Source organism: Streptomyces sp. NPDC025651, from assembly GCF_055558735.1.
The window spans coordinates 113,051-126,176 of sequence record NZ_JBVHLZ010000017.1 but is presented as its reverse complement, the minus strand read 5'-3'; the positions used below and the strand labels follow the sequence as shown (position 1 = coordinate 126,176).

Sequence of the window (13,126 nt, the reverse complement as noted above, 5' to 3'; positions counted from 1 at the left end):
TGTGCCGTGGCTTGTCGCGCCCACGCGGCGGAGCCGCACATGTCACAGCCCCGCGCCCCTAAGGGGCGCTTCGTCCCACCACGGTTCCCGCTCTGTCGATGCAGATGACTTCCACCGCCACCGGGGCACCCCGCAGCACCGCCAGCGCCTCGTCCCTCGCCCTCGTCGCCACCAAGTCGCCCAGCGGGACGCCCGCCGCCTCGCAGAGCCGCAAGGCCTCCAACCCCGTGTTCGCGGACGCCACCTGCGTCGTCAGGGATGCGTCCGCGCCGCCCGCTCGGGCCAGTTCCGCCAGGAACCCCTTGTCCACCTGGGAGCGGGCCGAGTGCAGGTCCAGGTGGCCCGCCGCCAGCTTCGAGAGTTTGGCGAAGCCGCCGCAGATGGTGAGGCGGTCGACGGGGTGACGGCGTACGTACTTGAGGACCGCGCCCGCGAAGTCGCCCATGTCGAGCAGGGCGTCCTCGGGCAGGTCGTACTCGGCGACGACCGTCTTCTCCGAGGTCGAGCCCGTGCACCCGGCGACGTGCGTGCGCCCGGCCGCCCGCGCCACGTCCACGCCGCGCCGGATCGAGTCGATCCACGCCGAGCAGGAGTAGGGCACGACGATGCCGGTCGTGCCGAGGATCGACAGGCCGCCGAGGATGCCGAGGCGCGGGTTCCAGGTGGAGCGGGCGATCTCCTCGCCGTGGTCGACGGAGATCGTGATCTCGACGTCCGGCGCGACGCCCGCGCGCTCGGCCACCAGCGCCACGTGGTCCCGCATCATCTGCCGCGGCACGGGGTTGACCGCGGGCTCGCCGACGTCCAGGGGCAGGCCGGGGCGCGTGATCGTGCCCACGCCGGGGCCCGCCTTGAAGACGACGCCCGAGCCCGGCGGCAGCCGCCGCACCGTGGCCCTGACCAGCGCGCCGTGCGTGACGTCCGGGTCGTCGCCCGCGTCCTTGACCACGCCCGCCATGGCGTACGAGGCGGTGAGCTCCTCGGCGGCGACGGCGAACGCCGGCGTCTGGCCCCTGGGCAGCGTGATGGTCACCGGGTCGGGGAAGTCGCCGGTCAGCAGCGCCGTGTACGCGGCCGTGGTGGCGGCCGTCGCACAGGCACCGGTCGTCCAGCCGGGCCGCAGACCGGTGTGCTTGAGTTGGGCGCTGCGCCCGCCCTTGGCCTTAGCTGCCTCACTCATGAAGGAAACCGAACTCCGTGCACGTACTGATTCTGGGGGGAACGACCGAGGGCCGCCGTCTGGCGGAGCTCCTCGCGGACGAGGCGGGGGTGCGGGTGACCAGCTCCCTCGCGGGACGGGTCGCGGCGCCCCGGCTGCCGCCGGGCGAGGTGCGCGTCGGCGGCTTCGGCGAGGCCGAGGGGCTGGCCGCGTGGCTGCGGGAGCACCGCGTGGACGCGCTCATCGACGCCACCCATCCTTTCGCCGGGACGATCTCGTTCAACGCGGCGAAGGCCGCCGCGCTCGCCCATGTTCCCCTGCTCGCGCTGCGGCGGCCCGGCTGGGTCGCCTCGGAGGGGGACGACTGGCACGAGGTCGATTCCCTGGACATGGCGGCACGGGTGCTTCCTGGGCTGGGGCGGCGCGTGTTCCTCACCACCGGGCGGATGGGTCTCGCCGCGTTCTCCGGACCCGAACCGGCTGGTCTCTGGTTCCTCGTCCGTTCGGTCGACGCACCCGAGCCGCCGTGCCCTCCGCACATGGAGGTGCTGCTCGATCGAGGGCCTTTCGCCCTCGACGGGGAGAGGGAGCTGCTGCGGCGGCATCGGATCGACGTCGTGGTGACCAAGGACAGCGGGGGTTCGGCCACCGCGCCGAAGCTTGTCGCCGCGCGCGAGGCGGGGGTTCCTGTGGTGGTGGTTCGGCGGCCCTCCGGGCCGGAGGGGGTCGCCGACGTCGCCACGCCGGAGGAAGCGGTTGCCTGGGTGCGTGCGCTGCGCGGCTGAGTGCGGGCCGTTTGCGGCTGGTCGCGCAGTTCCCCGCGCCCCTGAAAGCAGGGGCTCGCGCCCCGTCAGGGGCGCGGGGAACTGCGCGCTCAGCCACAGCTCACCCGCAGGCGACCCACAAGAGAGTCACCCCTCCGGATACCGCCGCGGCGTCCAGACGACCCGCTCCCCGCCCCCGCGCCGCCGCGACACACGCGTCTGCGAAGATCCCACGATCAGCAGCGTGCGCATGTCGACGTCGGCGGGGTCGAGGTCGCCGAGCCGCACGATGCGTACGGACTCCTCCGGACCGCCGACGTCCCGGCCGAGCACCACCGGCGTGTCCGGCGCCCGGTGCTCCAGCAGGAGCTCCCTCGCCTTGCCGACCTGCCAGGTCCGGCTGCGCGAGCCGGGGTTGTAGATGGCGATGACCAGGTCCGCGGCGGCCGCCGCGGCCAGGCGTTCGGCGATGACCTCCCACGGCTTGAGGCGGTCGGAGAGGGAGAGCGTCACGTAGTCGTGGCCGAGCGGCGCCCCCGCACGGGCCGCCGCCGCGTTCGCCGCGGTCACCCCCGGCAGCACCCGCACCGGCACCTCCGCGTACTCCTCCTGGGAGGCGACCTCCAGGACGGCCGTGGCCATCGCGAAGACGCCCGGGTCGCCGCCGGAGACGACGGCGACGCGACGGCCCCGCCGCGCCAACTGCAGGGCGAACTCGGCACGTTCGGACTCCACGCGGTTGTCGGAGCCGTGCCGCTGCTGGCCGGGGCGGTGCGGCACACGGTCGACGTACGTGGTGTAGCCGACCAGGTCGTCGGCCGCGGCGAGGGCGCCGCGCGTCTCGGGGGTCAGCCAGAGCGGGCCCGCGGGACCGGTGCCGACCACGACGACCTCGCCGCGCTCCGGTTCCGCCGAAGGCCCGGGCGCGGGGCCGCCCGTCAGCGGGGCCACTCGGCTCGGCAGCACCGCCACGGAGAAGTACGGCACCGACTCCGGGTCCACGTCGGCCAGTTGGCCGGTGCGCTCGCCCTGCATGGTGGCGCGCTCGACGTACCGGGCCTCCTCCAGACGGCCCGCGCGCTCCAGGGCGCCGCGGACCTTGCCGAAGGTGCGGCCGAGCTTCATGACGACCGCGGAGTCCGTGGCCGCGAGGCGTGCGGCAAGCTCCTCCTCGGGGAGCGTGCCCGGCAGGATCGTGAGCACCTCCTCGGCCTCCACCAGGGGCTCGCCGAGCCGGGCCGCCGCCGCGCTCACCGAGGTCACCCCGGGGATCACCTCGGTCGCGTACCGGTGCGCGAGCCGCTTGTGCATGTGCTGGTAGGAGCCGTAGAAGAGCGGGTCGCCCTCGGCGAGGACGGCGACCGTGCGGCCCGCGTCGAGGTGGGCTGCCAGGCGCGCCGCGGCCTCCTCGTAGAAGTCGTCGAGGGCGCCGCGGTAGCCGCCGGGGTGGTCGGTGCCCTCCGTCGTGACGGGGTAGACCAGCGGCTCCTCGATGTGGTCGGCGCGGATGTGCGCGGCCGCGATCGAGCGGGCGATGGAGCGGCCGTGCCGGGCGGAGTGGTACGCGACCACGTCGGCGGCGGCGATGGTCTCCACGGCGCGGACGGTCATCAGGGACGGGTCGCCGGGGCCGAGCCCGACCCCGTACAGCTTCCCCCGGGTGTTCTCGGTGTTCACTCCGCCTCGCTCGCAATCGCGTTGATCGCCGCCGCGGCCATCGCGCTGCCGCCGCGACGTCCCCGTACGACCAGGTACTCCAGGCCGGAGGCGTGCTCGGCGAGCGCGTCCTTGGACTCGGCGGCGCCGACGAAGCCGACCGGGATGCCGAGGACGGCGGCCGGACGCGGCGCGCCCTCCTCGATCATCTCCAGGAGGCGGAAGAGTGCGGTGGGCGCGTTGCCGATGGCGACGACGGAGCCTTCGAGGCGGTCGCGCCACAGTTCGAGGGCGGCGGCGCTGCGGGTGGTGCCCATGCGCTGCGCGAGGTCGGGCACGGACGGGTCGGCGAGCGTGCAGATCACGTCGTTGTCGGCGGGCAGCCGCTTGCGCGTGACGCCGCTCGCGACCATGTTCGCGTCGCACAGGATCGGCGCGCCGTCGCGCAGCGCCTTGCGGGCGTCGGCGATCACGCGCGGGCTGTAGGCGAGGTCGCGCACGAGGTCGACCATCCCGCAGGCGTGGATCATCCGCACCGCGACCTGGCTGACGTCGGCGGGCAGGCCGCCGAGGTCCGCCTCCGCGCGGATGGTGGCAAAGGACTCGCGGTAGATGGCCGCGCCGTCCTTCTCGTAGTCGAACACAGTGCTCTCGCTCATCTCGTGGCCGTTGTTGCCGTCGGTGCCGTCGGTGCCGTCGGTTTTGTGGTGGTACGTGCCGTGGTGACCTGCTCGGTCAGAGTGCCGCCGGTGACGGGCGCCCGGTCCTCGCCGGCCCTGCGCACCGTCACCTCGTAACTCCCGTCGCCGGTGGCGAGGACGTCGACCCAGTCGCCCCACGGGTGCCCGCAGCGCCGTTCGCAGCCGGACCAGTGGACGGGCAGGCCGCCGAGGCCGGGGACGGCGTCGGCACGGACGTCGGAGAGGGACTTGGCGCAGCCGGGGCGCCCCGTGCAGGCGCCGACGCCCAGCCAGGGCGAGTCGGCGTCGGTGATGTGCCCGGCGTCGGCGAGTACGGCGAGGCGCTCGCGGGCCGCGGCCTCGTCGGCGAAGCCGGGGACGACGAAGCCGCGCCACGGCGTGACGCGCAGTTCGTCGGCGGGCAGCGGCAGGAGCGCCCGCCACTGGGCGGCGGTGACGCGGCCGAGGGGGGCGTGGACGACGACGGCGTCGCCGACGACTCCGGGCACCTGCGGGGCGCTACGGCTGACGGACCACGGCTCGGCGCGCTCGGCGTCGATGCCCGCGCGCTCCAGTGCTCCGGCGAGGTCCACGCGCTGTTCGCGGGGCAGCTCCCACGCCCGCCAGGCGCCGTTGCCCGCGGCGGTCGCGGCGGCGAGGAAGGCGCCCGCGGCGGTGAGCGCGGCGCGGGGGGCGTCGGCCGCGGCGACCCGGAACGCCAGTCCCCCGATGCGGACGACCGCGGTGCCACCCGATTCTGCGATCAAGGTCACATCGCCGCCGAGCCCGACGACGTCCCCGCGCCCGTCGTCCAGGGCGAACAGGAAGCGCCCCGAGAGCTCCGCGGTCCACTCCTCGGAGCACAGGAGTCCGTCCAGCTCACGGGCCCACAACTGCACGTCGCCATGGCCGAGTCGGTCGATTCCCGCCAGCGGTGACGCCACCACGTTGCGGACGCGTTCGTGCCGTTCGGAGGGGAGCAGGCCCGCCCCCGAGAGCAGCGCGGAGAGGTCGCCGCCGCAGCTCTCGCCGAGGCCGCGCAGCTCGATGTTGCCGCGCGAGGTGATGCTGAGGCCGCCGTCCGCCAGACGCTCCGCGGCAGTGGCCAGGACCTCGGCCTGACGGGACGTCAGAAGACCGCCGGGCAGGCGGAGTCGGGCGAGGCGGCCGTCGTCGGCACGGTGCAGGCGCAGGGCTCCGGGGCAGGCGTCACCCCGGTCACGTATGGGAGGTTCGCCCTGTTTTGGGGATGTTGCTCGGGTGGGCGGCATGGCGGCGAGCATACCCACGCGGATCCGGCCGGTCGCCTCCCGAGACGGGCCGTCCTGGCAGGTGGCCGCACCGCCGACCGCGGGCAGGACTTACTATGCAGGCGGCGGACCGCCAGGTCCGTCGACGCCAGCGACGGCGTGGGTCCACCAGGACCCGAAGGAGGAAGCCCGGTGCGAATCCGGCGCGGTCCCGCCACTGTGAGCCCCACCGACGTGGGGTGAGCCAGGAACTCCTGCCGTCCATACGACCACCCGGGGCGCGGACACCCCGAGGAAGGCCTGCGCCCGCATGCTTCTGCTGCTGTCGACCTCCGACACCGACCTGCTCAGCGCCCGCGCGGCGGGAGGCCCGGTCGACTACCGGTTCGCCAACCCCTCCCGCCTGGCCCTCGACGAGCTGCCCGCGCTGCTCGACGGCGTCGACCTCGTCGTCGTACGCCTCCTGGGCGGCGTCCGCGCCTGGCAGGACGGCCTCGACCAGCTCACCGCGAGCGGCCTCCCGGTCGTCGTGCTCACCGGTGAACAGGCGCCCGACGCCCAGCTGATGGCCTCCTCGACCGTGCCCGTCGGCATCGCCGCCGAGGCGCACGCCTACCTCGCGCACGGCGGCCCCGCCAACCTGGAGCAGCTGGCCCGCTTCCTCTCCGACACCGTGCTGCTCACCGGCCACGGCTTCGAGCCGCCCGCGGCCGCCCCCTCCTGGGGCCCGCTGGAGCGTGCCGCCCGCGCCGACGGCACGGACGGCCCGACCGTGGCGGTGCTCTACTACCGCGCCCACCACATGAGCGGCAACACCGCGTTCGTGGACGCCCTGTGCGGCGCGATCGAGGACGCGGGCGCCCGGCCCCTGCCGCTGTACGTGGCCTCGCTGCGCGCCCCCGAGCCCGAGCTGATCGAGGAGCTGCGCGCCGCCGACGCCATCGTGACCACGGTCCTCGCGGCCGGCGGCACCAAGCCGGCCGAGGCCTCCGCGGGCGGTGACGACGAGTCGTGGGACGCGGGCGCGCTGACCGCCCTGGACGTGCCGATCCTGCAGGCGCTCTGCCTGACCGGGTCGCGCTCGGCCTGGGAGGAGAACGACGAGGGCGTCTCGCCGCTGGACGCCGCGAGCCAGATCGCCGTGCCGGAGTTCGACGGGCGCCTCATCACCGTCCCCTTCTCCTTCAAGGAGATCGACGAGGACGGCCTTCCCGCGTACGTCGCCGACGCCGAGCGCGCGGCCCGGGTCGCCGGAATCGCCGTGCGCCACGCACGCCTCAAGCACATCCCGGCCGCCGACAAGCGCCTCGCGCTCGTCCTGTCCGCCTACCCGACCAAGCACTCCCGCATCGGCAACGCGGTGGGCCTGGACACCCCCGCCTCCGCCGTGGCACTCCTGCGCAGGCTCATCGGCGAGGGCTACGACTTCGGGGCCACCGAGGAGATTCCCGGTCTCGTCTCCGGCGACGGCGACGAGCTGATCCGCGCGCTGATCGACGCGGGCGGCCACGACCAGGACTGGCTGACCGAGGAGCAGCTCGCCGCCAACCCGGTGCGCATCCCCGCCGCCGACTACAAGCGCTGGTACGCGACGCTCCCCGAGGAGCTGCGCGAGTCCGTCGAGCGGCACTGGGGCCCGCCGCCCGGCGAGATGTTCCTCGACAAGTCCCGGGTGGGCGACGGCGGCGACCCGGAGGGCGACATCGTGCTCGCCGCCCTGCGCCGCGGGAACCTCCTGATCCTCATCCAGCCGCCGCGCGGCTTCGGCGAGAACCCGATCGCGATCTACCACGACCCCGATCTGCCGCCCTCGCACCACTACTTGGCGGCCTACCGCTGGATCGCGGCGTCCGCGGCGGACGGCGGCTTCGGCGCCGACGCGATGATCCACCTCGGCAAGCACGGCAACCTGGAGTGGCTGCCGGGCAAGAACGCGGGCCTGTCGGCCGCCTGCGGCCCGGACGCCGCGCTCGGCGACCTCCCCCTCGTCTACCCCTTCCTGGTCAACGACCCGGGCGAGGGCACCCAGGCCAAGCGCCGCGTGCACGCCACGCTCATCGACCACCTGGTGCCGCCGATGGCGCGCGCCGACTCCTACGGAGACATCGCGCGCCTGGAGCAACTCCTCGACGAGTACGCCCAGATCAGCTCCATGGACCCGGCGAAGCTGCCGGCGATCCGCGCGCAGATCTGGACGCTCATCCAGGCCGCGAAGCTCGACCACGACCTGGGCCTCGAGGACCGCCCGGACGACGACGGCTTCGACGACTTCCTGCTGCACGTCGACGGCTGGCTCTGCGAGATCAAGGACGCCCAGATCCGCGACGGCCTGCACGTCCTCGGCCAGGCCCCCAAGGACACCGACCGCGTCAACCTCGTCCTCGCGATCCTGCGGGCCCGCCAGATCTGGGGCGGCACCACCGCCCTGCCCGGTCTGCGGGAGGCCCTCGGCCTGGACGAGTCGGCGGCCACGCGCACCAGCGCGGACGAGGCCGAGGAGAAGGCCCGTGCCCTGGTCCAGCTGATGGACGACGCGGGCTGGGACCTCTCCGCGATCCCCGCCGACCAGAGCGAACAGGTCGCCGCCGTCCTGGAGTTCGCCGCCCGCGAGGTCGTGCCGCGCCTCGCGGCCACCACCGCCGAGCTCGACCACGCCGTGCACGCCCTGAACGGCGGCTTCGTCCCGGCAGGCCCCAGCGGCTCCCCGCTGCGCGGCCTGGTCAACGTCCTGCCGACCGGCCGCAACTTCTACTCGGTCGACCCGAAGGCCGTCCCCTCCCGCCTCGCGTGGGAGACGGGCCAGGCCCTGGCCGACTCCCTCATCGAGCGGTACAGGTCCGACAACGGCGAGTACCCCACCTCCGTGGGCCTCTCGCTGTGGGGCACCAGCGCGATGCGCACCGCGGGCGACGACGTCGCGGAGGCCATGGCCCTGCTCGGCGTCCGCCCCGTCTGGGACGACGCGTCACGCCGGGTGACCGGCCTGGAGGCCATCCCGTACGAGGAGTTGGGCCGCCCCCGCATCGACGTGACGCTGCGCATCTCGGGCTTCTTCCGCGACGCGTTCCCGCACACGATCGGCCTGCTCGACGACGCGGTGCGGCTCGCCGCCTCGCTGGACGAGCCCGCGGACCACAACTACGTACGCGCCCACACCCAGGCCGACCTGGCCGAGCACGGGGACGAACGCCGGGCCACCACCCGCATCTTCGGCTCCCGCCCCGGGACGTACGGCGCGGGTCTGCTCCAGCTCATCGACTCCCGCGACTGGCGCACCGACGCGGACCTCGCCGAGGTCTACACGGTGTGGGGCGGGTACGCGTACGGCCGCGGTCTGGAGGGCCGCCCGGCCCGCACCGAGATGGAGACGGCGTACAAGCGCATCGCGGTGGCCGCCAAGAACACGGACACCCGCGAGCACGACATCGCGGACTCGGACGACTACTTCCAGTACCACGGCGGCATGGTGGCCACCGTGCGCGCGCTGCGGGGCACCGCCCCGGAGGCGTACATCGGCGACTCGACGCGCCCCGAGACGGTCCGCACCCGCACGCTGGTCGAGGAGACCTCGCGCGTCTTCCGGGCCCGCGTCGTCAACCCCAAGTGGATCGAGGCGATGCGCCGCCACGGCTACAAGGGCGCCTTCGAACTCGCCGCCACCGTGGACTACTTGTTCGGGTACGACGCCACGACGGGCGTCGTCGCCGACTGGATGTACGACAAGCTCACGGAGACGTACGTCCTGGACCCGACCAACCGCGAGTTCCTCCAGGAGGCCAACCCCTGGGCCCTGCACGGGATCGCGGAACGCCTCCTGGAGGCGGAGTCGCGCGGCATGTGGGCCAAGCCGGACCCGGCGGTGCTCGAAGCGCTGCGCCAGGCGTACCTGGAGACGGAAGGCGACCTGGAGGACGAGGGCTGAGCCGCCGGGCGGCGGAACCGAGGCGACCGGGCGGGCGTCCCTGCAGGCTGTACGCAAGATCAGCAGCGCAGCACGGAGAAGGGCGCCCGCATGACCACGGCCGCAACCGCCACCCGGTACCTCTACCTCGCCCGCCACGGTGCGGCCACCGCCGACGAGAGCGGGCTGACGGAGGCCGGCCGCCGCCAGGCCGTCCTCCTCGGCGAGCGGCTGCGCGGCGTACCGCTGTCGGCCGTCCACCACGGGCCGCTCCCCCGGGCCGAGCAGACCGCCCGCCTGATCGGCGAGCAGCTCGACGGCGTCCCCCTGCACCGCTCGGAACCCGCCGGGGACTACATCCCGTACATGCCGCAGGAGGCCGAACTCCCGCAGGACATCGCCGAGTCCACGCTGCGACGCCTGGCGCAGTTCCCTGCGCGGGAGCGCGAGGGCGGCCCCACACTGGTCCGCGAGGCCATGGCGCGCTTCACGGGCCCGGTGCCCGGCGACGAGCCGCGCCACGAACTGGTCGTCACCCACAACTTCCTGGTGGCCTGGCTGGTCAGGGACGCGTTGGACGCACCGCCGTGGCGCTGGATCGGGCTCGACCACTCCAACACCGCGCTGACCCTCATCCGCTACACCCCGGGCCGCCCCGCCGCCCTCGTCTTCCAGAACGACACGCGGCACCTGCCGGAGGACCCGGCTCAGACGACCTGAGGCAGCGTCAAGTTGTTGACCAGCGGGCCTTCGACGGTGACGCCTTCGGTGATCAGCGACTCGGTGACGGGCAACGGCGCGGGGTTGGCCATGGCAGCGGCGGCGGGCGACGCCGTCACCGCGAGGGACAGGGCGAGGGCGCCGAGCAGAGCGGCGGAGGCGACCAGGACGCGACGAGAGGGCATGCGACTACCTGTCTTCTTGGAATGGTCGAGGAGTACGGCGAAAGCTCGGGGAGCACAGAGCGTACGGAGAACACAGAGAGCACGGAGCGTACGGAGCCGAGCCGGGAGAAGAGCGAGGCTAGCCCCTTCCGGGCCGTCCCGCGCATCCGACGACCCTTTCGTATGATCGTCGGTGACTTCTAGGTCGCGTCGGGGTTACACACGGTGAGAACGAGCCGCGGTCGGCGGCCCGTACCCGCACGGTCCAAGGAGGCTGCAGTGAACGGCAGTTGGGTGCAGGCAATGTCCCGTTGGGCGCTGGTCGCGGCGATGGCGGCCGCGCCCGCCGTCCTGTGCTCCGGCACGGCGCACGCCGACGAGACCCACACGAACGCGCACAACGCGCCCAAGGTCGCACTGATCAACACCGGCCAGATCGACGACCCGCTGGAGGACGTGCTGGAGCACACCCTCAACTTCGGGGACGGCTACCGGTGGGACTGACGCACCGAGGGCGGAACCTGACGCGCCGAGGGCGGGGCCGGCGCCCCGCCCTCCTCTTCAGGTCACGGGGCGAGGCAGGCCGCGCCCGGGACCTCCGACGGGAGCCCGGGGCTCGCGGGGTCGACGAGTGTCGTGACGTCGCCGGCCGACTGCGCCACGCAGTCGACGGTCGCGACGGGATCCGGCACGGCACTCGCGGGCACGGCGAGGACGCCCAGCAGTGAGACGGCACCGAGGATGACGGCGGCGGAGCGGCGCATGGGAACTCTCCTTTGTTGCGGCTGAGTTGTTCGACGACTCGCTGTCCGACACGAGCCGCTCCGTGGCTCCCCAGGCCTATCCCCCGATACGCCTCATATCACCCGTTCGTGGGCGAGGTAACGATCAACCTCACGCCCCGTTGATCACGAACTGTGAGCCGGGTCCGATCAGGACGCCGCCGTCGGCCGATTCGCCGGTCGTCACGTCACGTTCAAGAGCGTCACGCTGCCGTGGGCCCAGAGGGCTGCGCAGGGATGCCCCTCAGATGACCTCTCTCGGCTCGCCGAACGCGTGCGGGCCGGTGTGCCGACGGGTGGGCGGCACGAACCGGTCGACGCCCGTGGCCGCGAACCGCTCGGCCACCTCGCGCCGGCCGGCGCCGAGCAGCTGGATCCCGAACCTCTCGCAGTCCTTGGCCCTGGCCCGGGGCGAGGACGTCTCGGCGAGCGCGAAGGAGACGAGCGCCGGTTCGGCGCTCGCCGAGGTGAACGACGTGATCGTCACCCCGACGGGCCCGTCGGGCGTGGCCGCGGTGGTCACGACTCCGCCCCGGAGGGCGTGGCGCCCAGCAGCCGTTCGGGGCGCGGGGCCACGGCCGCGATGGGGCGCGGGGCGCCCGCAGCCGTGTCGGGCCTGGTCTTGATGCTGATCCGGCCGGCCAGCCCGTGGGCCAGGGCGCGCGCCTCGTCGGCCGAATCGCCCCGGACCATGAGCAGCCCCGACCGGTCGTACGACCAGGCGATGGGGGCCACCGTGTCGCCGGGCGCGACGGAGAGCTGCAGGGCCACCACCCGTGGATCGGCGCGCACTTCGTCGGCCCCGGTGACGGACTCGACGATGCCGGGCTCGGCGGTCAGGAAGCGGATGGCGCCGCCGCCCCTTGCCGGTCCCGGTGTGATGGGCCCGGTACGGCCCGCGTACCAGAGGAAGGCCAGCGCGTCGATGTCGGTGCCGTACACCTCGGTGGCCAGGTCGGCGATCCGGTCGCCGCCGCGCCGGTTGTGGGACTCCACCAGTCGGGGGCCGTCGGAAGTGACGATCACCTCGGAGTGCGAGGGGCCGTCCTCGACCCCCACGGCGTCCAGCATCCTGGCGACGAGCGACGCGATGCGGGCCGTGGTGTCCTCGTCGATGCCCGCCGGCTGTATGTGGCCGACCTCGACGAACGAGTCCAGCTTCTCCTTGGCCGTGTACGCGACGACCACATGCTCGCCCGCGAAGCTGAAGGCCTCCACGCTGAACTCGGGGCCCTGCAGGTACTGCTCCATGATGAACGTGTGCAGCCCGAACTCCGCTGCCCAGGCCGCGACTTCGGGGACCGCGTCGGGGCCGTGCACCAGGCGCACGCCCAGGCTGCCGGAGCCGTACCTGGGCTTGATCACCGCGGGCCCGAACGCGTCGACGAAGGCGCGGATGTCGGCCTCGTCGTGCCCCAGGCGCGCGGCGACCCCCTCGATGCCCCGGTCGGCGAGCAGTTCACGGAAGGCCAGCTTGTCCTGCAGCACGCGGACGGTGTCGAGCCCTGTGCCCGGCAGGCCGAGCGCCGTCGTCGCGGCCGCCGCCGACTCCAGGCCGTCCTCGATCATCGAGATGACCCGGGCGAGCGGCCGGTGCCGGTGCACGGCGGCGAGAAGGTCCGCGACGGCCTGCGGGTCGCGGTAGTCCGTGAGGTGGGCCTCGGCGACCAACTCCAAGCCCGCCGGGTCGAGTTCGTGCGGGCCGTACACCCAGACGATGTCGAATCCCGCCTGCCGCGCCTTCTTCAGGGTGGCGACCTGGCCGCCGATCACCGCGATCCGCGGCGCGTTCTCGTGCTCGTTCTCGTACTCGTACTCGTACTTATGCTCGTTCTCGTGCTTGTGCGTCATGCGCGCAGCTCCCGTCCCGATGCGTTCTCCGGCCAGCGCACGACCTCGACGTTGTCGACGCCTGCCGGCAGTTCGTCGTGTGCCTTCTCCCGGATGCTCACCGGCCGCCGCGGCGACGCCCGCGTCGGCGTCGTACGCGACGTCGTCGAACCCGCGCTCCGCGAGGCGACGGCACATCCCGCCGCCCATGGACCCCAGT

General features: G+C 73.6%; 12 protein-coding genes and 1 riboswitch. Of the genes, 4 read left to right on the top strand and 8 right to left on the bottom strand.

From position 1 onward, the window contains the following. Positions 1 to 58: 58 nt before the first annotated feature. The gene (locus ACZ4D5_RS39805; RefSeq protein WP_467777373.1) at positions 59 to 1,180 is read right to left on the bottom strand and encodes a cobalt-precorrin-5B (C(1))-methyltransferase; all 1,122 of its coding nucleotides are present in this window, start codon (positions 1,178 to 1,180) and stop codon (positions 59 to 61) included. 17 nt (positions 1,181 to 1,197) lie between these two features. On the opposite strand from ACZ4D5_RS39805, the gene ACZ4D5_RS39800 reads away from it, so the two are divergent. After that, positions 1,198 to 1,944, top strand: a complete 747-nt coding sequence (locus tag ACZ4D5_RS39800) for a cobalt-precorrin-6A reductase (protein ID WP_467777372.1) — start codon at positions 1,198 to 1,200, stop codon at positions 1,942 to 1,944. 126 nt (positions 1,945 to 2,070) lie between these two features. Here ACZ4D5_RS39800 and cobJ read toward each other — a convergent pair whose 3' ends face one another. The 3 genes from cobJ to ACZ4D5_RS39785 form a co-directional block, all read right to left on the bottom strand. After that, positions 2,071 to 3,534, bottom strand: coding sequence for a precorrin-3B C(17)-methyltransferase (gene cobJ, locus ACZ4D5_RS39795; protein WP_467777411.1), 1,464 nt, complete (start codon positions 3,532 to 3,534; stop codon positions 2,071 to 2,073). Between the two features lie 62 nt (positions 3,535 to 3,596). After that, the gene (locus ACZ4D5_RS39790; protein WP_467777371.1) at positions 3,597 to 4,238 is read right to left on the bottom strand and encodes a precorrin-8X methylmutase; all 642 of its coding nucleotides are present in this window, start codon (positions 4,236 to 4,238) and stop codon (positions 3,597 to 3,599) included. Beyond that, complete coding sequence (locus ACZ4D5_RS39785) at positions 4,235 to 5,530, bottom strand: cobalamin biosynthesis protein CobG (RefSeq protein ID WP_467777370.1); 1,296 nt, start codon at positions 5,528 to 5,530, stop codon at positions 4,235 to 4,237. Before ACZ4D5_RS39785 ends, ACZ4D5_RS39790 begins: the two co-directional genes overlap by 4 nt. 120 nt (positions 5,531 to 5,650) lie before the next feature. Continuing rightward, positions 5,651 to 5,782: riboswitch (cobalamin riboswitch) on the top strand. A gap of 37 nt (positions 5,783 to 5,819) precedes the next feature. On the opposite strand from ACZ4D5_RS39785, the gene cobN reads away from it, so the two are divergent. Then, on the top strand, positions 5,820 to 9,431 hold the full coding sequence (cobN, locus tag ACZ4D5_RS39780) for a cobaltochelatase subunit CobN (protein ID WP_467777369.1): 3,612 nt from the start codon (positions 5,820 to 5,822) through the stop codon (positions 9,429 to 9,431). A gap of 90 nt (positions 9,432 to 9,521) precedes the next feature. Next, entirely contained in the window at positions 9,522 to 10,130 is a 609-nt protein-coding gene (locus tag ACZ4D5_RS39775) for a histidine phosphatase family protein (protein WP_467777368.1), read from the top strand. On the opposite strand, the gene ACZ4D5_RS39770 is transcribed toward ACZ4D5_RS39775, so the two are convergent. Next, positions 10,118 to 10,315 (bottom strand): hypothetical protein, encoded by a 198-nt coding sequence (locus ACZ4D5_RS39770; protein WP_467777367.1) that lies wholly within the window; start codon positions 10,313 to 10,315, stop codon positions 10,118 to 10,120. The genes ACZ4D5_RS39775 and ACZ4D5_RS39770 overlap by 13 nt on opposite strands. A gap of 282 nt (positions 10,316 to 10,597) precedes the next feature. Between ACZ4D5_RS39770 and ACZ4D5_RS39765 the strand changes: the two genes are divergently transcribed. Beyond that, on the top strand, positions 10,598 to 10,798 hold the full coding sequence (locus tag ACZ4D5_RS39765) for a hypothetical protein (RefSeq protein ID WP_467777410.1): 201 nt from the start codon (positions 10,598 to 10,600) through the stop codon (positions 10,796 to 10,798). A 62-nt stretch (positions 10,799 to 10,860) separates the two neighbouring features. Here the strand turns inward: ACZ4D5_RS39765 and ACZ4D5_RS39760 are convergent, their stop codons facing one another. The 3 genes from ACZ4D5_RS39760 to ACZ4D5_RS39750 all read right to left on the bottom strand — a co-directional run bounded on the left by ACZ4D5_RS39760 (position 10,861) and on the right by ACZ4D5_RS39750 (position 12,927). Further along, positions 10,861 to 11,058 (bottom strand): hypothetical protein, encoded by a 198-nt coding sequence (locus ACZ4D5_RS39760; protein ID WP_467777366.1) that lies wholly within the window; start codon positions 11,056 to 11,058, stop codon positions 10,861 to 10,863. 262 nt (positions 11,059 to 11,320) lie between these two features. After that, positions 11,321 to 11,599 (bottom strand): flavin reductase family protein, encoded by a 279-nt coding sequence (locus ACZ4D5_RS39755; protein WP_467777365.1) that lies wholly within the window; start codon positions 11,597 to 11,599, stop codon positions 11,321 to 11,323. Then, positions 11,596 to 12,927 carry an ATP-grasp domain-containing protein gene (locus ACZ4D5_RS39750; protein WP_467777364.1) on the bottom strand — a complete coding sequence of 444 codons (1,332 nt, stop codon included), beginning with the start codon at positions 12,925 to 12,927 and terminating at the stop codon, positions 11,596 to 11,598. Before ACZ4D5_RS39750 ends, ACZ4D5_RS39755 begins: the two co-directional genes overlap by 4 nt. Positions 12,928 to 13,126: the final 199 nt, after the last annotated feature.

Bases quoted from the DNA above. Each gene is read 5' to 3' on its own strand.
- ACZ4D5_RS39805 (WP_467777373.1), bottom strand. From the start codon at position 1,180: ATGAGTGAGGCAGCTAAGGCCAAGGGCGGGCGCAGCGCCCAACTCAAG.
- cobJ (WP_467777411.1), bottom strand. From the start codon at position 3,534: ATGACCGTCCGCGCCGTGGAGACCATCGCCGCCGCCGACGTGGTCGCG.
- ACZ4D5_RS39790 (WP_467777371.1), bottom strand. From the start codon at position 4,238: ATGAGCGAGAGCACTGTGTTCGACTACGAGAAGGACGGCGCGGCCATC.
- ACZ4D5_RS39785 (WP_467777370.1), bottom strand. From the start codon at position 5,530: ATGCCGCCCACCCGAGCAACATCCCCAAAACAGGGCGAACCTCCCATA.
- cobN (WP_467777369.1), top strand. From the start codon at position 5,820: ATGCTTCTGCTGCTGTCGACCTCCGACACCGACCTGCTCAGCGCCCGC.
- ACZ4D5_RS39775 (WP_467777368.1), top strand. From the start codon at position 9,522: ATGACCACGGCCGCAACCGCCACCCGGTACCTCTACCTCGCCCGCCAC.
- ACZ4D5_RS39770 (WP_467777367.1), bottom strand. From the start codon at position 10,315: ATGCCCTCTCGTCGCGTCCTGGTCGCCTCCGCCGCTCTGCTCGGCGCC.
- ACZ4D5_RS39765 (WP_467777410.1), top strand. From the start codon at position 10,598: ATGTCCCGTTGGGCGCTGGTCGCGGCGATGGCGGCCGCGCCCGCCGTC.
- ACZ4D5_RS39760 (WP_467777366.1), bottom strand. From the start codon at position 11,058: ATGCGCCGCTCCGCCGCCGTCATCCTCGGTGCCGTCTCACTGCTGGGC.
- ACZ4D5_RS39750 (WP_467777364.1), bottom strand. From the start codon at position 12,927: ATGACGCACAAGCACGAGAACGAGCATAAGTACGAGTACGAGTACGAG.